The organism is Clostridiales bacterium (genome assembly GCA_025757645.1).
Classification (GTDB): Bacteria; Bacillota; Clostridia; order Oscillospirales; family Oscillospiraceae; genus CAG-103.
The window spans coordinates 908,560-928,300 of record CP107216.1; the positions used below are offsets into that span (position 1 = coordinate 908,560).

Here is a 19,741-nt window from a genome sequence, read left to right on the forward strand (position 1 = left end):
AGAACGGAAAAAGCGCCGTGCAGATGGCTCTGCGCGGCGCTCTTCCGCTGGGGAAAATGAAGATGGGAGAAAGAAAAAAGAGGATTGGTAAGTTTGCGGCGGCGGGGCGGTTACCCGCCGCCGATGGACGATAGAGAGGGGATGCACTTACTTCGTGCTGTCGCTGGCGCGGTCGAATGTGACGGTCAGCGTCAGCGTCTCGCCGTTGCGCGAGACGGTCAGCGTGGCGCTCTCGCCGGCGGAGTAGCCGCGCAGGGCACTGCGCAGCGCGTCGCCGGAGGAGACGGCCGTGTCGTCTATGGCGGTGATGATATCGCCCGCCTTCAGGCCGGCCTTCTCGGCGCAGCTGCCGCTGTTGACGGAATTGACATACGCGCCGTCCGGCATGTTGTAGTACTGCGCGGCGCTCGACGGGATGGCCTGCAGCGTGATGCCAAGCTGAGCGCGGTCAGTCACGGTGCCGTTTTTCATCAGGTCGTTTGCGATGGCCACGGCGTCATTGACCGGGATGGCGAAGCCCAGACCCTCCACGCCGGAGGAGCTGTATTTCGCGGTCACGATGCCGATGACCTGACCGGAGGTGTTGTACACCGGGCCGCCGGAGTTGCCGGCGTTGACGGCAGCGTCGATCTGGAACATGTTGATGCCGCTGTCGGTGCCGTCGGAGGTGGTAATGGTGCGGTCGAGCGCGCTGATCATGCCGCTCGTCATGGTGAACTCCAGCTCGCCGAGCGGGTTGCCTACAGCATACACCGTGTCGCCGACGGCCATGCTGTCGCTGTCGCCGAAGGTGACGGGCGTCACGCCGCTGGCGTCGATCTTGAGCAGGGCAATGTCGTTGTCCTCGTCCACGCCGACGATGGTCGCCTGATAGGTCGTGCCGTCGTAGGTGAGCACGGACACGCTGTAGCCGTACTGGTGCGCGGTGGAGATGACGTGGTAGTTTGTGAGCACATAGCCGTCATCCGTGATGAAAAAGCCGCTGCCGCAGCTCGCCTGGGAGCTCGTCTGGCCGAAGTAGTTGGTGTAGGTCACTTCCGTCGTGATGGCGACGACCTGCTTGCATGCCAGATCATAGATCGACGAGGCGGAGCTCGGGTCGGAGCTGACCGGCTGCGTCACGAGCGTGCCGTTGGAGCTCGAGGCGGTGCTGCCGCCGGTCCTGGCGGAGCGGGTGATGAGCCCCGCGATCGCGCCGCCGCCAAGGCCGCCGAGCAGCGCGCACACGAGACACAGGCACGCGATGCGCGTGATGAGCCGCTTTTGCTCCGGCGTGCGCACGGTCTTGGGCTTTCTCGGGTGGTGCTTGTGCTTGGGCTTCTCGGCCCAGGCGTCGTCGTTCGGCGTGTAGTAGCGCGGCGGGGTGCTGCCCGCGTCGTCGCTGGGGTGGAAGTTCGCGTCCTCGTAGCTGTGCTCGGCCTCGGGGCGGACGATGTGGTACGTCATGTCCTCGCTGTCGTCGATCTTTGCGCCGCAGCTCGTGCAGAAGCTCGCGCCCGGCTCGAGCGCCGCGCCGCACTGCGGGCACACGCGGCCCGGTGCGGTGGTGTTCTCGGCATCCGCCTGCGCGGAAGTGTTTTCAGCTTCCGGCTGTTCGTTTTCGGGGAAATTGGAAGCGTCGTTCATGTTATCTGCCTCCCGGCTGATTGGTTTTTTGAAGTGTCTATATCGTAGCCGATATTTGTAACAGAGGCATGAACAAAGGGCGAAGATTTTTCGAATATTCCCAAAAGCATTTGTGAACACTGCGTCCGATTTGTGAACGCGCGGCAAAAAACCGTCCGCACATCGTCGGATGTGCGGACGGTAGGGCTTTGCGGGTGTTACCGGCCGAAGCTGCTGTCGGTCGTTTCATAGGTGTTGATGGCCGGCTGCGTGTCGGCATCGCCGCCGTACTTGATCGAGTCACCCTCGAGCAGCGGCTCGATGCCGTGCGCGCGCAGCCACGCGAGCGTGCGCGTGGAATCGGTCAGCGGGGTGTAGTCGACGTCGGCGTAGGTCGTTTCGCCTGTTGCCGGGTCGTACTGGCTGAGCTGATAACTGATGGTCACGGCGTAGGCCGTGCTCTGCCGCGTGCCGCTGTCGGTCAGCCAGGCGCGGCCCATGGTGCCGTCCGCGCAGTCGGGCACGATGGCGTTTTCGTACAGGTCGAGCGCCTGCTCGGCCGTGAGCTCCATGTAGAGGTAGTCGCCGCTTTCGGTCTCATAGCCGATGTTTGTGTAGGTGAGGTGCTCGAGCGTCACGGCCAGCTCCGGCGTGTTGCGCGTGGTGCGCGCTTCGTCGCAGTTGAGCACCTGCTCGATCTGCGCCAGACGCGTGCTCGTGTTGGGGAGCACGTATTCGCGCATCAGCACCTTGCCGTTCGAGAGCTTGTAGGTCAGCTGCAGACTGGTGATGCTGGTGTCGTCCGTGATCTTTTCGCGCTCCGCCACGACGGCGCGGTGGATGTCCTCCACGGCCTGAATGTTCTCCGCCTCGGTGAGCGTGGAGTTGTAACCGTTGCAGATGATGCGCACGCTTTTGACCTGCGCGGTATCCGGGATGCGGCGGGCGTAGCCCGAGAGGTCGCACTTTGCGCCGACCACGACGAGGCAGCACACGACCGCCGTGATCACGCAGCCGCGCCAGACCGTGCGCGGCACGCGCAGGGACTTGCGGATGACCATCTCGCTGATGACAAAGCCGAGCGCCGCGCCAAGAACGGTCAGCAGCAGGAACGGCGCCAGATGTGCCCGGTAGGCCGGCACGTTGAGCAGCATGCCGTACACGCCGACCGGCATTGCCAGCCCGGCGAAGAGCGCCACGATGTACTTCAGCACCGGCTTGAGCACCGGGATGGCGACGGTGTCGCCCGCGCTCTCCATGCGGCGGCGGCGGTAGAGCTGACCCGCGCATACGAGCAGCAGCAGCGCGAACGCCGCCCAGACGAGCGGATAGGTCCAGCCGGAGAAGTTGGCAATGGCGACCTCCGCCCCCGTGCCGCTGATCGGACGCACCAGATCGGCGTGACCGACACTTGTGCGCCGCATGAACAGCACCAGCGGGGAGAGCCAGTCGACCGGCAGATCCACCATGCCCGACATGCCGTACACGAACATGTAGAGCACGGTCTCGACGAGCAGCTGGAAGCCCACGGCGATGAAGTTCACGAGCAGGTACAGGAACGGCAGCATGACCACGTGGCCGGTGAACATGGCGCACAGCACGGCGATGCCGTAGAATACGACCGTCTCAAGCGCGAGTATGCCCAGCCAGATGAGCAGCGGCTCGATGACGAGTTCGAAACGCGTCGCCTCGATGAGCACGGCGAGGCCGAAGATCACGGCCTCAGCCGAAAGCAGCATTAAAAGGCCCGCCAGCAGATGCGTGCGGAACATGCATCCGCGCCGGATCGGCAGGGAGGCGGCCAGTCCCGCGCCGCGCGGCGTGTACAGATAGCCGAACATGGCGGCGGCTGCGAGCAGACCCGCGCAAAACGCTGTCAGCGGCAGCAGCATCTGCGTCTCGGAGAGAATGACGTTCGAGAGATAGCTGCTCTGCTCGGCCGACACATACGGTATCGTCGAGCGCGCGTTGAGCAGCACACCCGGCAGCATGATAAACAGAATCACGCCGTATATGACCCACAGCGGCCACCAGCGCGACAGGCACTTGCGAAACTCCGTTCCGTTACAGAAGGATGTCTTTGACGGCATAGTCCGCACCTCCCAGTTCATAAATAAAGATCTCTTCAAGCGTCAGCGGCACCACGTCGAGGTACTGCGGCTGCGCGGTGGACAGGCGGTTCGTGACCTCGGCGGCGTCGCCGTGCACGATCAGCGTGTGCAGGTGGCCCTGACTGCTCTGGTGCAGGATGTCGAGCCCCTCGGGCAGCTTCGCCTCGTCCGGCAGGGCGACGAGCACCTTGACGATGTTGGCCTGCAGCTCCGCGAGCGGGTGCTCGAGCAGGACCTTGCCGTCGTTCATGATGCCCACGTGGTCGCACACGTCCTCGAGCTCGCGCAGGTTGTGCGACGAGATGAGCACGGTCGTGCCGTTTTCGGCCACGTCGGCCAGCACGAGGTTCCAGACCTGGCGGCGCATGACGGGGTCGAGCCCGTCGACCGGCTCGTCGAGGATGAGCACGTCCGGCCGCAGGCTCATCGCCAGCCAGAACGCGGCCTGCTTCTGCATGCCCTTGGACAGGCGGCGGATCTGCCGCTTCGGGTCGAGCTGAAACACCTCGCCGAGCTTCTGATAGCGCTCGGCGTCAAACTTCGGGTAGATGCCGCGGTAGTAGCGCATCATGTCCGGGATCGTCGCCTGCGGGAAATAGAACACGTCGTCCGGGATGTAGGCGATGCGCGCCTTGACGGCCGGGTTTTCGTACACGGGCTGGCCGTCGATGTCGATCGCGCCGCTGTCCGGGCGGTAGATGCCCGTCAGGTGGCGGATGAGCGTGGACTTGCCCGCGCCGTTCGGCCCGACGAGGCCGTACACCGCGCCGCGCGGCACGGTCATGGTCACGCCGTCGAGCGCGCGGAAGCCGTCAAACGTTTTGACGACATCTTTGACTTCAATCATGGTTCGTTCCTCCTTCGGGAATGCGGCGGCGCAGCTCCTCACTGCGCATGCCGAGGTACAGCAGCTCCTGCACGGCCGCGTCGAACTGCTGCAGCAGGGCGACCTGCCGCGCGGGATCGTCCGGGATCTGGGCGCAGACGTAGCTGCCGCGTCCGGCGACGGAGCAGATGTAGCCCTCCGTCTCCAGCTCGTGGTAGGCGCGCTGGATCGTGTTCGGGTTGATGGTCAGCTGCGTGGACAGCTCGCGCACCGAGGGCAGCTTTTCGCCCAGCGGCAGCGTGCCGGACACGATCAGCCGGCGCAGCCCGTCGCGCACCTGTTCGTAGATCGGCCGGGAATCGCGGTAATTGATCGAGATCGTAGTGCAACACCAACTTTCTGTAGCGTATTAACTGTATTAACCGTGTTGGTACAGTTAAGGTACCATGCGTCGGCGCATCTGTCAAGGGGTAAGATGGATTTCGGCATAAAAAGTTCCCGGACGGCGTTGCGCCGTCCGGGAACTGCTCTATTTATTTCTGCCCCTCGCGGCTTTCGAGATAGACCATCAGCGTCGCAATGTCGGCGGGGGAGACGCCGGAGATGCGGCTGGCCTGGCCGAGGCTCGCGGGGCGGATGTCGCTGAGCTTCTGCCGCGCCTCGAGCCGCAGACAGGACACCTGCCGATAGTCGAGATCCGGCGGCAGCAGCCGCTCTTCGAGCCGGGTGAACTCCGCCACCTGCCGCAGCTGGCGCTGGATGTAGCCCGCGTACTTGAGCCGGATCTCCGCCTGCTCGGTCACGACGCGCGGCAGCTCCGGCCGCGCGGGGTCGAACGGCGCGAGGTCGGCATATGTGATCTGCGGCCGGCGCAGGAGGTCGGCCAGACTCACGCCCGAGCTCGTCGGCGCGGTGCCGCGCGCGGTGAGCATCGCGGCGAGGGCGTCCGACGGGGCGAGGTGCGTTTTCTCCAGCCGGGTGCACTCGGCGTCCACCAGCCGGTATTTTTGCTGCACGGCGGCAAAGCGCTCGTCCGATACCAGCCCGATCCGGTGGCCGATGGCGCTCAGGCGCTCGTCGGCGTTGTCCTGCCGGTGCAGCAGGCGGTACTCCGAGCGGGAGGTCATGATGCGGTACGGTTCGTTCGTGCCCTTGGTCACGAGGTCGTCCACGAGCGTGCCGATGTACCCGTCCGAGCGGCGGAGGATCATCGGCTCACGCTCCAGCAGCTTCAGCGCCGCGTTCACGCCCGCGACGAAGCCCTGCACGGCCGCCTCCTCGTAGCCGGACGAACCGTTGAACTGCCCCGCGCCGTAGAGGCCGGGCACTTTCTTGGCCTCGAGCGTCGGCAGCAGCTCCGTCGGGTCTACGCAGTCATATTCGATCGCGTAGGCGCAGCGGGTCATCTCCGCGTGCTCGAGTCCCGGCAGCGTGTGCAGCATTGCGACCTGCACGTCCTCCGGCAGGGAGGAGGAGAAGCCCTGGATGTAGAGCTCTTCCGTGTCCAGCCCCATCGGCTCGATGAACAGCTGGTGCCGCGGCTTGTCGGGAAAGGTCATGATCTTCGTCTCGATGGACGGGCAGTAGCGCGGGCCGACGCCCTCGATCACGCCGGAGTAGATGGGGCTGCGGTCGAGGTTCGCGCGGATGATGGCGTGCGTGCGCTCGTTGGTATAGGTCAGGTAGCACACGGCCTTGTTCTCGACCGGGTGCGTGGTGGAAAACGAGAACGGCTCGATCTCCGCGTCGCCCGGCTGCAGCTCCATGCGCGAGAAGTCCACCGTGCGCGCGTTCACGCGCGGCGGCGTGCCGGTCTTGAACCGGCGCATGCGCAGCCCCAGCGCCTTGCAGCACTCGGCCAGCGGCCCGGCGGCCGCCAGCCCGTCCGGCCCGGAGTCGCGCAGCACATCGCCCACGATCGTGCGCCCGTGCAGATACGTGCCCGTGGCGAGCACGGCGGCGCGGCAGCGGTACACGGCGCCGTTTGCCGTCACGACGGCGCTGACGCGGCCGCCCTCCGTCTCGACGGCCACGACCTCCGCCTGCTTGACGCGCAGGTTCGGCTGCAGCTCGAGTGTGTGCTTCATCACGGCCTGATACTTCCGCCGGTCGGCCTGCGCGCGCAGCGAGTGCACGGCCGGCCCTTTGCCGCGGTTGAGCATCCGGCATTGGATGCAGGCCCGATCGGCTGCACGCGCCATCTCGCCGCCGAGCGCATCGAGCTCGCGCACGAGGTGGCCCTTGCCCGTGCCGCCGATGGCGGGGTTGCAGGGCATATTGCCGATGGCGTCCATATTGATGGTAAAGCAGACGGTGTCCAGTCCCAGCCGCGCGGCGGCCAGCGCGGCCTCAATGCCCGCGTGGCCAGCGCCGACGACGGCGACGTCACAGCTTCCGGCATCATAACGCATGACGAGATCCCTCCGGATTCTTATTAGAATAACAACAAAACTTTATTTTACCCGTTTCGCGCCCCGAATGCAAGAGCGGCGGGGCATGCGCGGGGGCAAAAACGGTTGTGCAGCATCCGCACAACAAAATTTGAAAAAGGTCTTGCTTTATCGTGCTAATGTGGTAATATAACAGCGTGCTAACAAGCAAAACAAAATTTTGAGAATATGACGAAGGAGAACCGACATGAAAAAGATGACGAAAGTGATCTCGCTGGCGCTCGCGCTGGTGATGTGCCTGGCGCTGTGCGCCTGCGGCAGCAAGACGGACGACGGCAACACCGCTGCCGACGGAAAGAGAACCTTTATTATGGGCGTCGATCCGGAATACCCGCCGTTCAGCTATCTGGGCGACGACGGCAAGTACACCGGCTTTGACGTGGAGATCGCTCAGGCCGCCTGCGATCTGCTCGGCTGGGACCTGCAGGTCTTTGGTGTGAACTGGGATCAGAAGCTGGTGCAGCTCGATGCCAAAGAGTGCGACTGTGTCTGGTCCGGCATGACCATCCTCGACAGCATGAAGGATGCCGGCTATGTGCTCTCCAAGCCCTACTACGATAACACGCAGGTCATCATGGTCAAGGAAGGCAGCGACATCAAGTCCTCCGCGGATCTGGCCGGCAAGAACGTGGCCGTGCAGCTGGGCACCTCCGGCGAGTCCCTCCTGTCCGAGGGCGGCGACCTTGAGAGCCTGGCCAAGACCTTCGGCAAGCTCACGACCTGTGACAGCTTCCTCAAGTGCTTCACCGAGCTGGGCGGCGGCGCCGTGGACGCCGTGATCGTCGACAAGCCCGTGGCGACTTCTTATGCGCAGGAAAACGCCGGCTTCACCATCCTCGACGAGGAGCTGGGCGCCGAGCAGTACGGCATTGCCTTCCGCTCCGGCGATCAGGAGCTGTGCGACGCCATCGAGGGTGCGGTGCAGCAGCTGGTTGACAACGGCACTTACGCGAAGATCGCTGCGAAGTATCCCGACATCGTCAACAACCTGACCTACCTGAACAAGTAAGCACGACAGAAATTCCATCACGTCTCCCGGAGGCTTTTGCGGCCGCCGGGAGCGTGTGCGTAACAGTGAGGATCCTTTATGACTTTACTTACGATGATCATGAAAATGAGCGAGGGCCTCGGCAAGACCTGCGCCATTTTCTTTCTGACGATCCTGTTCTCGCTCCCGCTGGGCATGCTCATCACGCTGCTGCGTATGAGCAAGAACAAGGTCGTTTCCAGCGTGACCCGTTTTGTGATCGCGGTTTTGCGCGGCACGCCGCTGATGCTGCAGCTGCTCGCCGTGACCTATGGCCCGTACTACCTCTTTGGTACGGCCGTCGCCAAGAATAAGCTCATCCCCGTCGTTATCGCCTTCGCCATCAACTACGCGGCCTATTTTGCCGAGATCTACCGCGGCGGCATCGAGTCCATCCCCGTGGGGCAGTATGAGGCGGCGAACGTCCTCGGCTACACCAGGGCGCAGACTTTCCTGCGCATCATTCTGCCGCAGGTCGTCAAGCGCATCATGCCCAGCATCACCAACGAGGTCGTCACGCTCGTCAAGGACACGTCCATGGCCTTCACCGTCTCCTATCAGGAGATGTTCACCATCGGCAAGCAGATCGCAAACTCCCAGACCAGCTTCATGCCGTTCCTTGTGGCGGGCGTGTTCTACTTCGTGTTCAATGCCATCGTTGATTTTGTCATGGGCAAGATCGAAAAGCGCATGGACTACTACAAATAAGGAGGTGCCGTCATGAGCGTATTGGAACTCAATCACGTCAAAAAGTCGTTTAATAACGGGACGCTGCACGTCCTCAAGGACATCAGCCTGAGCGTCGAAAAGGGCGAGGTCGTGGCCATCATCGGCCCGAGCGGCAGCGGCAAATCCACGCTGCTGCGCTGCGCCACGCTGCTCGAGCGCATCGACTCCGGCGAGGTCTGCTTTGACGGGCACTACGCCGCGCGCACGGGCGACGACGGCGCCGCCGTCTACGCCGACAAGGCGGAGCTCAAGCAGATCCGCAACTATTTCGGCCTCGTTTTTCAGCAGTTCAATCTCTTCCCGCACTACTCTGTACTCAAAAACGTTATGGACGCGCCCATCTGCGTGCAGAAGCGCGACCGCGCGGAGGTCGAGGCGTCCGCGCGCAAGACGCTCGAGAAGATGGGCCTCGGCGACAAGGCCGACGCCTATCCGTGCCAGCTCTCCGGCGGCCAGCAGCAGCGCGTGGCCATCGCCCGCGCGCTGGAGATGAACCCCGAGATCCTGTTTTTCGACGAGCCGACCTCCGCGCTCGACCCCGAGCTCACGGGCGAGGTGCTCAAGGTCATCCGCGCGCTCGCCGAGGAGCACATGACCATGGTCATCGTCACGCACGAGATGGCCTTTGCCCGCGCCGTGGCTGATAAGGTCATTTTCATGGACGGCGGCGTCATCGTCGAGCAGGGCGCGCCCGAGGCGGTCTTTGGCGATACGCAGCAGGAGCGCACGAAGCAGTTCCTCGCGCGCTACAATGAGCGGCCGTGACAAAAATGTAAGAGAAAATTCAGCTTTTCCCTCTTGCACCGCCGTGCAAGATTCGGTATGATAAAAAGCGCATCGGGTTCCGATGCGCTTTTTTGATTTTTCATTTGGGAGGGCTTCCCTTGAAGCATACAAAACGGATCGCGGCGCTGCTGCTTGCGCTCGCGCTGTGTTTTTCCTGCGCAGCGTGCAGCAAGACGGTCGGCAGCTACCGCGTGGTCAAGACGCTCGGCACGGAACAGTTTCGCATCGGCTTTCGGGACGGGGATCAGGCGGCGGTGTATGTCAATGCTGCGCTCAAGGTCCTCGCGGCCGACGGGACGATCCACAGCCTCGCGCTCAAGTGGTTCGGCACGGACAACACGACCTTTGACAGCGATGCCAATGCGCTCGACGCGCTCGGCGACATTCCGCAGCGCACGTTCATCATGGGCCTGAACGAGGAGCGCTTTCCCATGAGCTACGCCGACGGCGACGGTTACAGCGGCTTTGACGTCGAGCTCGCGCAGGCGGTCTGCGCCCGCCTCGGCTGGACGCTGCAGTATCAGCCGATCTCGAACCAGAACGCCTATGTCGAGCTCTCAAGCGGCAATGTCGACTGTGCCTGGGGCGGCATGGTGCTCGACCAGACCGACAGCAAGGACAGCAAGAACAAGAAAAAGCAGAAGATGACGCTCACCGCGCCGTATCTCGAAAATGAGCTGCAGCTCATCGTGCGCGGCGACTCGAAATACCGCACGGCCGGCAGCCTCAAGAGCACGACCGTCCTGCTCGGCACGGACGAGACGTACATGACCGCCCTCTCGGCCGACGAGAAGCTCATGAAAGCCTTCGGCGCGGCTCAGCGCGTCACCGGCGGGTCGAAGGCCTGCTTCGAGGCGCTCTCGGCCGGAGACTGCGCCGCCATCGTGGCCGACAGTACGGCGCTCGCTTATTATACGCACTGACCGTCTGGCCGCCCGCGCGGGGCTCTGCGCGGGCGGCTTTTTGTGCGGCGGAGTGCGCTTTTTCGCCGCGATCCGCAAAAAGAGCTCCCGCTTTCGCGTCAACTGTGCTATACTGGCTATGTCCGCGCCTGCCAGACCGGCGGAAATTTTTTACTCGCGCGGGCAGAAACACAGGTACGCCTATGTCGAACAGCAACAATAAATATAAAACCCTCGTGTCCAACACCATGCTCATCAGCCTCGGCACCTTCGGCAGCAAGCTGCTGGTGTTTTTCATGGTGCGCTTTTACACGAGCTATCTCACCCCCGCGGACTACGGCACCGCCGACCTCATCACGCAGACGGCCAATCTGCTCTTCCCGCTCATCAGCCTCGGCATCACGGACGGCGTGTTCCGCTTCGCCGTGGACCACACCGAGCAGCGGCGCAACATTTTCTCCGTCGGCGTGTATACGATCCTGGCGGGCGCTGTGCTGCTCGTGGCCATTTTGCCGCTGCTGGGGCTCTTCCCGCAGTTTGACGGGTTCCTCTGGCTGATCGCGCTCTATACGATGTGCTCGTGCTTCCACTCGCTGTGCGCGCAGTTTGTGCGCGCCGAGGGACACACGGCGCTCTACGCCGTGCAGGGCATGATCAATACCGTGCTCGTCATCGGACTGAATGTGCTCTTCCTCGTCGGCCTGCGCATGGGCATCACGGGCTATGTGCTCTCCGTCGCGCTGGCGGATCTGGCGTGCACGCTGCTTTTGTTCGTGCGCGAGCGGCTCTGGCGTCAGCTCATGCTCCGCCCGGGCTGGGCGGCCGCGCGCGAGATGCTGGCCTACAGCATCCCCATGATCCCGACGACGGTGTTCTGGTGGATCACGAGCGTGTCCGACCGCTACATGGTCACGGCCTACCTCGGCGTGGACGCCAACGGTATTTACGCCGTGTCGTACAAGATGCCGACGATCCTGTCGCTCGTGTCGAGCATTTTCATGGAGGCGTGGCAGTTTTCCGCCGTGTCCGAGGCGCAGGGCAGCCGGCGCGAGCACATCCGCTTCTTCTCGAAGGTCTGGTGCTCGTTCCAGTCGGTGATGTTCCTCGCCGGCGCGTGCATCATCGCCTTCGCCGTGCCGGAGATCCACGTGCTCACGACCGAGCAGTATTACGGCGCGTGGCTGTATGTGCCGGTGCTCGGCATGGCCATGGTCTTTTCCGCGTTCGTGAGCTATCTCGGCAGCGTCTACATGGTCGAAAAGTGCAGCAAGCGCACGTTCGTCACGTCCATGATCGGCGCGCTGCTCAACATCGCGCTCAACTTCCTGCTCATCCCGTCGAAGCTCGGCGTGCAGGGCGCGGCCATTGCCACGTGCGTGAGCTATTTTGTCGTGTTTGTCATCCGGGCGGTGGATGCGCGCAAGTTCATCCCGTTCCGGTTTTACGTTGTCGGCGTCACGGAAAACTGCATCCTGCTGACGGTGCAGACGCTCTTCATCGTCCTGCAGCTTCCGGGCTGGAAGATCGCGCAGGCAGTGTGCATTTTGCTGCTGCTCCTGCTCAACCGCAAGCCGCTTCTGGACGGCGCGGGCAAGATCGTCCGCTTCCGCCGCTGACGCAACTTTTTGGAGGATTTGTGATTTGAAGATTTGGAACAGCCTGTTTGGAAAGATCATCCTGACCTTCCTCATCTCCATGGTGCCGGTGCTCGAGCTGCGCGGCGCGATCCCGATCGGTGTGGCGCACGGCCTGGATTACCGCATCGCCATCGCGGTGTCCATCCTCGGCAACCTCGTGCCGGTGCCGTTCATCGTGCTCTTCATCCGCAAGATTTTTGCCTGGCTGCGCACGAAGAGCGAGCGGCTCAACGGCTTTGTCACGCGCATGGAGCAGCGCGCGCTCAAAAAGTCGGACACCGTGCGCCGTGCGCGCTTCTGGGGCCTGTTCATTTTTGTGGCCATTCCGCTGCCGGGCACCGGCGCGTGGACGGGCTCGCTCATCGCGGCCATGTTGGAGATGCGCGTCAAGGAGGCCTTCCCGCCGATTGCGCTCGGCGTCGTCACGGCCGGCATCATCGTTGCCGTCGTGACGTATGGCGCGGCGTCGCTGCTGTTTTAATTCCAACGAGGACCGCTTCGCCGGGCTTTTTGGCGCACGCAAAAAAATCCCGCTGTCCGATGGGACAGCGGGATTTTTCTGTTTTTCTGTACGGCTTACTCGGCAAACGCTTTTTCCAGCGCCTCGAGCTCCTCGCGCAGCTCGTGCGGCAGCTTGTCGCCGAACTGCTCGAAGTATTCGCGGATGCCCGCGCAGTTTTCGCGCCAGCTCTTCGCGTCGAGCGTCAGCAGCTCCTTGAGCGTCTCGATCGTCACGCCGCTGCCGTCGAGGTCAATGTCCTCGGGCTTCGGCTCGTAGCCGATGACCGTCTCGTCCGCGCCCACCTCGTCGAAGCAGCGCTTGAGGATCCACTCGAGCACGCGCAGGTTGTCGCCGAAGCCCGGCCACAGGAAGCGGCCGTTGTCATCCGTGCGGAACCAGTTGACGTTGAAGATCTTCGGTGCGTTCGGCAACTTCTCGCCCATGTCGAGCCAGTGCTGCCAGTAGTCGGCCATGTTGTAGCCGCAGAACGGGCGCATGGCCATCGGGTCGCGGCGCACGACGCCGACAGCGCCGGTCGCGGCGGCCGTCGTCTCGGACGCCATCGTTGCGCCGACGAACACACCGTGCGCCCAGTCGCGGGACTGGTAGACCAGCGGGGCGGTCTTTGCGCGGCGGCCGCCGAAGATGATCGCGCTGATCGGCACGCCTGTGCCCTTGAAAAACTCCTCGCTGATGCACGGGCAGTTCTCCGCCGGAGCGGTGAAGCGGCTGTTCGGGTGCGCGCCGCGCGTGCCGTCGCTACCGTCCCACACTTCGCCCTTCCAGTTGCGCAGGTGGCCCTTGGGCGGCCGCTTGGTCATGCCCTCCCACCAGACGGTCATGTCGTCCTCGTTGAGCACGACGTTCGTGAAGATGGTGTTTTTGCTCGTGGAGGCAAGCGCGTTCGGGTTAGATCTCTCGCTCGTGCCGGGGGCAACGCCGAAGAAGCCGTTTTCAGGGTTCACGGCCCAGAGGCGGCCGTCCGGGCCGACGCGCAGCCAGGCGATGTCGTCGCCGACGGTCCAGCACTTCCAGCCGTTTTTGCGGTAGCCCTCGGGCGGGATGAGCATGGCGAGGTTCGTCTTGCCGCACGCAGACGGGAACGCGCCCGTCACATAGCGCACTTCGCCTTTGGGGTTCTGGATGCCGAGGATGAGCATGTGCTCTGCCAGCCACCCCTCGCGGCGGCCGAGTACGGAGGCGATGCGCAGCGAGAAGCACTTTTTGCCCTGCAGCACATTGCCGCCGTAGTTGGAGTTGACGGAGATGATCTTGTTCTCCTCCGGGAAGTGGACGATGTAGCGGTTCTCGGGATCGAGCGTGACCTTGGAGTGCACGCCGAGGATGACGTCGCTGCTGTCGCCGAGCGCGTCGAGCACCTTCGTGCCGATGCGCGTCATGATGGCCATGTTCAGCACGACGTAGATCGAGTCCGTGACCTCGATGCCGTACTTGGCAAACGGGGAGCCGATCACGCCCATCGAGTAGGGGATGACGTACATCGTGCGGCCAGCCATGGCGCGGCGCAAAATCTCGTGCAGCTTGGCCTTCATCTCGTCCGGATCCATCCAGTTGTTCGTGGGGCCGGCCTCTTCGCGGGTTCTGGAGCAGATAAATGTCCGGCCCTCGACACGCGCCACGTCGTTGACGTCGCTGCGGTTGAGATAGCAGCCGGGCAGCTTTTCTTCATTGAGTTTGATGAGCTCGCCGGTTTCCACGGCGATTTTGCGCAGGGATTCGAGCTGGGCCTCCGAGCCGTCGATCCAGACGATCTCTTTCGGGGTCGTGAGTTCGGCAGTTTGCCGCACCAGCTCCAGTACGGACGGGTTTTGCGTCAGTTCCATGTTGTCAGGTTCTCCTTTTTGACTAAAATTTCTCGACCTTGATCCGTATCTATACTACAATTCTCTGAAAACACCTTACACCATCCCGCCGCGCCTGTAAACCCCAAAACGGAAACTTTTCCTGTGAACCTTTTCACACAGGCGCATTTGTGCTACAATGCGCGCAGACATCTCTGACCCGAGGAGGGGAGCGCCATGTGGAAAACCATTGTGCCGGCGGCGGCGGTGCTGGCAGCCGAGGCGGTCATCCGGCGGAAGATCAACGCCCTGCCGGCCGAGACCTTCCCGCTGCGCATCGGGCAGCGCGTGCAGCTGCGCCGGGCGCATAACCGCGGCCTGTTGTGCAGCAAGTTTGCACGAAAGCCGCGAGCGGCCGCCGCGCTGCAGACTGCGTCCGCCGCAGCGCTCGCGGCGGTGGCGGCCGTGTGCGCCTGCCGCCGGGGCGGCACGGCGTTGCAGATCGGCATGGGCCTGATGCTCGGCGGCGCGCTGGCCAATCTCATCGAGCGCTGGGCGCGCGGGTCGGTCACGGACTATGTGTACCTGCCGCGGGCGGTCATCCCGTTTTTCCGGCGCATCATCTGGAACGCGGCCGACCTGAGCATCCTGACCGGCTGCACCACGGCAGTGATCGCACTGCTGTGCGAAGAATTGTGATTATGTGAGCCGAATTATGTAAACTGTTTGGATACAACAGCAAATCATTTCTTACAGAAAACGCTTTGTAGTGCACAGTGACAGGATAGGTAAGTTGTTGTTTCGCAAAGGCATTTCTAATATTATGTAAATTAGAATTATGTAAACTGTTAAGTGTGAAGACAAGGACGCCTGATCGAAAATGAGGCTATCTATTATTCTGCGCTTTGCGCAGAATAATAGATAGCCCCTTGCTCCAACCTCGGAACAAGGGGCTATCCTGCCGTGTTCGGTTCCATCACCCGAACCTCCTTTTTGTTTCGTTTTCCCGCCGTGTGCAGAGGCCTTTGTGCTACACGCGGACTCCGACCGCTGTGAAGGGAAATGCGTATGCAAGATTCCGCACCACTGCGTGCCGACTCCGGAGTCACAGAACCCTGTCTGCTTCCGGACGATTCAGTACATCGGACTCACCTCCGTCGATTTCGCTGAACCTGTATTCTAAAGGCGCTGCCCCTCGTGAGGGGCTGCTGCTCTTCTCTGGTTCTGGCTACAGTATAGCAGTTCGTTTTCTTTTTGTCAATGATTTAATAAACAAAAATCAGGCAGAATGTTCGGCAAAAACGCCGAATTTTCCTGCCTCGCGCCAACGCCCCCTGCAACGCGGGGCGCTGGCAGATCCTCTGCGGCGGCGCGCAAAAGGAAAACCGCCGTGCGTGTCCGTCGGCGCACAGCGGCAGCAGCTTCGGTTCAGCGGTCGCTCGGAGCGGCGCTCTGACCGCCGAAGATCCAGTCGTCCAGGTCCTGGCCCATGTGTTTTCACCTCCCGTTGAATTCGCATATGGCCATTCTATGCGCTGCGGTGCGAAAAAATGCACGAACCCGCGCCGTGGAAATAGAAAGAACTTGAAACCATTGGCCGATTGCGCTATAATCTATGCATATTTTCCGTAATCGGAGCCTGTCTCCGCGGGCAACACTATTTTCAAAGGATAAGGTGAATCACGAATGAGTGCATCCCAGGACAAAAAGCGCCGCACAGACGAGCGTGCGCTGGGTACGGAGCGCCGCCAGGTCGCCTCGCAGAAGGAAGCCAAAGAGCGCAAGCAAAGCAAGATCAAGTGGACGGTCGGTTCGATCATCGTCGTGCTGCTCGTTGCCGCCATCCTGATCGGCAACTCCAGTCTCTTTTACACCGCGCGCCCCGCGCTGCAGGTCGGCGATGTGAAGTATTCCTCGGCGGAGGTCAATTATGCCTACCGCTCCGCCTACCTCACGTTCTGCAACCAGTACGGCAGCTATCTGAGCTACGTTGGCCTCGACACCAGCAAGGCGCTCGATGAGCAGGAGTGCCGCATCAGCGAGGATTTCGACACCTGGGACGATTATTTCAAGGATGCTGCCGAAAAGAATCTGGTGCAGGTCACGGCGCTGTGCGATGCCGCGCAGAAGGCCGGCGTCACGCTCGACGAGGACGATCAGCATGAGATCGACGAGCAGTTTTCCTACCTCGAGCTCACTGCCAAGCAGTATAAGTACAACTCCGTCAGCAAGTATCTGCAGGCGGCCTATGGCAACGGCGTGACCAAAAAGGTCGTGCGCCATATGCTCGAGCTCAGCGAGCTCGCCACGAAGTACTCGCAGCAGCAGTATGACAGCTACACCTATACGCCCGAGGAGATCGCGGCCAGCTACGCCGAGAATAAGAACAGCTGCGATACGTTCAACTATCAGTACTATTTCGTCCAGGCGGATACCGAGGACAGCACGGACGACGACGGCAACGCGACCTCCAAGACCACGGACGCCACGATGGCGGCCGCCAAGGCCACGGCCGACAAGATCGCCGCCGCCACGCATGACGCGGAGAGCTTCACTGCCGCCGTCACGGCCAATGTTCCCGCCAAGACGTCCGAGGACGGCACGAGCACCGCGCCGAGCGTCACGGACAACGCCGATACCAAGGGCTCAAACTTCAGCTCCGCTGTGTACGCTGACTGGCTCTACAGCGCCGACCGCACTGCCAACGACGTGACCGTCGTGGAGCAGGAAAACAGCGGCTACTACGTCGTGCTCTTCGAGAGCCGCGATGATAATGCCTACAACACCGTCAACGTCCGCCACATCCTCATCAAGGCGGAGGACAGTGACGGCGACGGCACGTATTCCGACGAGGAAAAGCAGAAAGCCAAGGCCGCGATCGACGATGTTTACGCCCGCTGGGAGCAGAGCGACCAGACCGAGGACGACTTCGCGCAGCTGGCCAACTCCTTCAGCCAGGACAGCGGCTCGAACACGAAGGGCGGCCTGTACGAGAACGTCTACAAGGGCCAGATGGTGCAGGAGTTCAACGATTTCTGCTTCGATCCCGCGCGCAAGCCGGGCGATGTGGGCATCGTCTTTAACGAGAGCGATTCCTACTGCGGCTATCACCTTGTGTATTACGTCGGCCAGGGCGAGCGCTACTGCGACTACCTTGGCGATCAGGCGCTGCGCACGGATGATTTCAACGCCTGGGAGGGCACGTTCTTTGACGGCTGGACCAGCACCGAGCTCAAGGGCATGAAGTACGTCGGATAAATCAGACACGCGAAAGATATGCGACAGAGCCGCCCGCCGGGCGGCTCTGCGTCTATCTGAAAGCAGGGCTTCAACGTTTCCATGTTTCCACGGAGGGATCACCATGATCAAGACAAAAACGCAGCGCTATGACACGACCGTGCTCGACGCGCGCGCCCTTGCCGACGCGCTCGAGATCGAGGAGAAGGCCGGCTGGGAGGTCGCGGAGGCAGGCTATGACGGCACGGACTTCGTCGTGACCTTCGAGCGGGAGGACGCGCGATGACCGAGCAGACCATCCGCACGCAGATGCTCCTCGGCGAGGCCGCGCTCGCGCGCCTGCGCAGCAGCCGCGTCGCCGTGCTCGGCCTCGGCGGCGTGGGCAGCTGGTGCGCCGAGGCGCTGGCCCGCGCCGGCGTCGGCGCGCTCACGCTCGTGGACGAGGACACCGTCAGCGAGAGTAACCTCAACCGCCAGTGCTGCGCGCTGCACTCCACGATCGGCCAGCCGAAGGCGGCCGTCATGGCCGCGCGCGTGCATGATATTGACCCCAGCATCGCCGTCGACGCGCGCGCCGAGCGCTACGAGGCGGCGACGCGGGAGCGGTTTTTCGACACGGAGTATGATTATATTGCCGACTGCATCGACCTCGTGTCGTGCAAGGTGGATCTGATCCGCACCGCGCACGCGCGCGGCATCCCGATCGTGTCGGCGCTCGGCACCGGCAACAAGATGGATGCGAGCCGGTTTGAACTCTGCGACATCAGTCAGACGAGCGGCTGCCCGTTCGCGCGCGTCATGCGCCGCGAGCTGCGCAGCGCCGGCATCACGCACCACGCGGTCGTGTTCAGCCCCGAGCCCGCCATGACGCCCGAGGCGCTGTGCGCCCCGCCGCCGGGCCGCCGGAGCGTGCCCGGCTCGCTGCCGTGGGTGCCGGCCAGCGCGGGACTGCTGCTGGCGCAGAAGATCGTGCTCGATCTGTGCGCCGCGCCGGAGGAGCGGGCATGAAGCCCGTCTGGATCGTGCTGCTGTGCCTGCTGGGCGCGGCGGTGCTGGCGGCGCTGGTGTGGTTGCTCGTGTGGTACATTGAGCAGCGCGTGCTGGCAAAGTCGCTCGGCCGTGCGTCGGAGGGCGCGGACGCGCAGGCCGCGTGGGAGCAGCACATCCTGCGCAAGCAGGACTGGACGGCCGACTCCGAGCCGGGCAGGGCGGCGCTCGCGCGCGTGCGCGCCGGCGTCGCTGCCATGCAGGAGCAGCCGCACGAGGATGTGTTTCTCCCCGCGCTCGATGGCGCGCGCCTGCACGCGCGGCTCTACCGCGTGCCCCACGCCCACGCCACGGTCATCCTCTGCCACGGCTACCACAGCCACGCCGAGCATGATTTTTCCGCCCAGTTCCCGGCGCTGTATGCCTCCGGCGGCTGCAACCTGCTGCTCATCGACGAGCGCGCGCACGGCCTGAGCGAGGGCAAGTGCCTCACGTTCGGCCAGCTCGAGCGCTACGACATCGCCCAGTGGGTGCACTGGGTGCGCGAGCACTCGCGCGTGCAGCGGCCCATCGCGCTCTACGGTGTATCGATGGGCGCGGCGTCGGTGCTGCTGGCGGCGCAGCTCCCGGAGCTGAGGGACGAGATCGCCTGCGTCATAGCCGACTGCGGCTATTCCAGCTTCGAGCTGGAGGTCACGGACGCCGTGCACCACGGTACAAATGCGCCGCGCTGGCTGCAAAAGCCGCTCGCGCGCGCCTGCGTGCGCATCCTGCGCCGCAGCGGGCTGGACTTCGCCGCCGTCGATACCACGCCCGGCATGGCGGCGCTCGATCTGCCCATCCTGTTTTTCCACGGCGACGCGGACACTTTCGTCCCCCTGCACCACAGCGAGCGCAACCTCGCCGCCTGCAGGCGGCCGCAGCGGCTCGTCGTCATCCCCGGCGCGGAGCACGCCATGTCCGCGCAGGTCGACCCCGAGCGCTACCGGCATGAGCTGCTGACCTTCCTGTGGCGCAACACGAACTACCTCTGGGACGAGCGCAACAAGCCGCTCAAATGAACCCGCAGGTCCGAAACGGAGCCGGAAAAGAGCATGGGCCGGATGCGAACGTTTCCCCACTCATTGCATGGTTTTGCGC

The 19,741-nt window shown here is 63.1% G+C and carries 17 protein-coding genes; 11 read left to right on the plus strand and 6 right to left on the minus strand.

Annotated elements, in window-relative coordinates; translation table 11 throughout:
- Positions 1–147 precede the first annotated feature (147 nt).
- The 5 genes from OGM61_04230 to mnmG all read right to left on the minus strand — a co-directional run bounded on the left by OGM61_04230 (position 148) and on the right by mnmG (position 6,953).
- Entirely contained in the window at positions 148–1,626 is a 1,479-nt protein-coding gene (locus OGM61_04230) for a trypsin-like peptidase domain-containing protein (GenBank protein UYI85289.1), read from the minus strand.
- 197 nt (positions 1,627–1,823) lie between these two features.
- The gene (locus OGM61_04235) at positions 1,824–3,695 is read right to left on the minus strand and encodes a hypothetical protein (protein UYI85290.1); all 1,872 of its coding nucleotides are present in this window, start codon (positions 3,693–3,695) and stop codon (positions 1,824–1,826) included.
- A complete protein-coding gene (locus OGM61_04240) occupies positions 3,670–4,563 on the minus strand; it encodes an ABC transporter ATP-binding protein (protein ID UYI85291.1) in 894 nt (297 codons plus the stop codon). Before OGM61_04240 ends, OGM61_04235 begins: the two co-directional genes overlap by 26 nt.
- Entirely contained in the window at positions 4,556–4,879 is a 324-nt protein-coding gene (locus OGM61_04245) for a GntR family transcriptional regulator (protein ID UYI85292.1), read from the minus strand. The genes OGM61_04240 and OGM61_04245 overlap by 8 nt, the downstream gene beginning before the upstream one ends.
- A gap of 196 nt (positions 4,880–5,075) precedes the next feature.
- Positions 5,076–6,953, minus strand: coding sequence for a tRNA uridine-5-carboxymethylaminomethyl(34) synthesis enzyme MnmG (gene mnmG, locus OGM61_04250; GenBank protein UYI85293.1), 1,878 nt, complete (start codon positions 6,951–6,953; stop codon positions 5,076–5,078).
- Between the two features lie 226 nt (positions 6,954–7,179).
- Between mnmG and OGM61_04255 the strand changes: the two genes are divergently transcribed.
- From OGM61_04255 to OGM61_04280, 6 genes are all read left to right on the plus strand, one after another.
- On the plus strand, positions 7,180–8,001 hold the full coding sequence (locus tag OGM61_04255; GenBank protein ID UYI85294.1) for a transporter substrate-binding domain-containing protein: 822 nt from the start codon (positions 7,180–7,182) through the stop codon (positions 7,999–8,001).
- A gap of 78 nt (positions 8,002–8,079) precedes the next feature.
- Positions 8,080–8,727, plus strand: a complete 648-nt coding sequence (locus OGM61_04260; GenBank protein UYI85295.1) for an amino acid ABC transporter permease — start codon at positions 8,080–8,082, stop codon at positions 8,725–8,727.
- A 12-nt stretch (positions 8,728–8,739) separates the two neighbouring features.
- Positions 8,740–9,513: an amino acid ABC transporter ATP-binding protein gene (locus OGM61_04265; protein ID UYI85296.1), complete on the plus strand. Its 774-nt coding sequence runs from the start codon at positions 8,740–8,742 to the stop codon at positions 9,511–9,513.
- A gap of 119 nt (positions 9,514–9,632) precedes the next feature.
- Positions 9,633–10,457, plus strand: a complete 825-nt coding sequence (locus OGM61_04270) for a transporter substrate-binding domain-containing protein (GenBank protein UYI85297.1) — start codon at positions 9,633–9,635, stop codon at positions 10,455–10,457.
- Between the two features lie 182 nt (positions 10,458–10,639).
- On the plus strand, positions 10,640–12,052 hold the full coding sequence (locus OGM61_04275) for a polysaccharide biosynthesis C-terminal domain-containing protein (GenBank protein UYI85298.1): 1,413 nt from the start codon (positions 10,640–10,642) through the stop codon (positions 12,050–12,052).
- A 25-nt stretch (positions 12,053–12,077) separates the two neighbouring features.
- Complete coding sequence (locus OGM61_04280; GenBank protein UYI85299.1) at positions 12,078–12,554, plus strand: small multi-drug export protein; 477 nt, start codon at positions 12,078–12,080, stop codon at positions 12,552–12,554.
- Positions 12,555–12,649: 95 nt separating this feature from the next.
- Here OGM61_04280 and OGM61_04285 read toward each other — a convergent pair whose 3' ends face one another.
- A complete protein-coding gene (locus OGM61_04285; GenBank protein ID UYI85300.1) occupies positions 12,650–14,419 on the minus strand; it encodes a phosphoenolpyruvate carboxykinase (GTP) in 1,770 nt (589 codons plus the stop codon).
- 195 nt (positions 14,420–14,614) lie between these two features.
- Here OGM61_04285 and OGM61_04290 point away from each other — a divergent pair, with 195 nt between their 5' ends.
- From OGM61_04290 to OGM61_04310, 5 genes are all read left to right on the plus strand, one after another.
- Positions 14,615–15,076, plus strand: coding sequence for a signal peptidase II (locus tag OGM61_04290; protein ID UYI85301.1), 462 nt, complete (start codon positions 14,615–14,617; stop codon positions 15,074–15,076).
- Between the two features lie 987 nt (positions 15,077–16,063).
- Complete coding sequence (locus tag OGM61_04295) at positions 16,064–17,635, plus strand: peptidyl-prolyl cis-trans isomerase (protein ID UYI85302.1); 1,572 nt, start codon at positions 16,064–16,066, stop codon at positions 17,633–17,635.
- 103 nt (positions 17,636–17,738) lie between these two features.
- Positions 17,739–17,900 (plus strand): hypothetical protein, encoded by a 162-nt coding sequence (locus OGM61_04300; protein UYI85303.1) that lies wholly within the window; start codon positions 17,739–17,741, stop codon positions 17,898–17,900.
- Positions 17,897–18,622 (plus strand): tRNA threonylcarbamoyladenosine dehydratase, encoded by a 726-nt coding sequence (locus tag OGM61_04305; protein UYI85304.1) that lies wholly within the window; start codon positions 17,897–17,899, stop codon positions 18,620–18,622. Before OGM61_04300 ends, OGM61_04305 begins: the two co-directional genes overlap by 4 nt.
- A complete protein-coding gene (locus tag OGM61_04310) occupies positions 18,619–19,662 on the plus strand; it encodes an alpha/beta hydrolase (GenBank protein ID UYI85305.1) in 1,044 nt (347 codons plus the stop codon). The genes OGM61_04305 and OGM61_04310 overlap by 4 nt, the downstream gene beginning before the upstream one ends.
- Positions 19,663–19,741 lie beyond the last annotated feature (79 nt).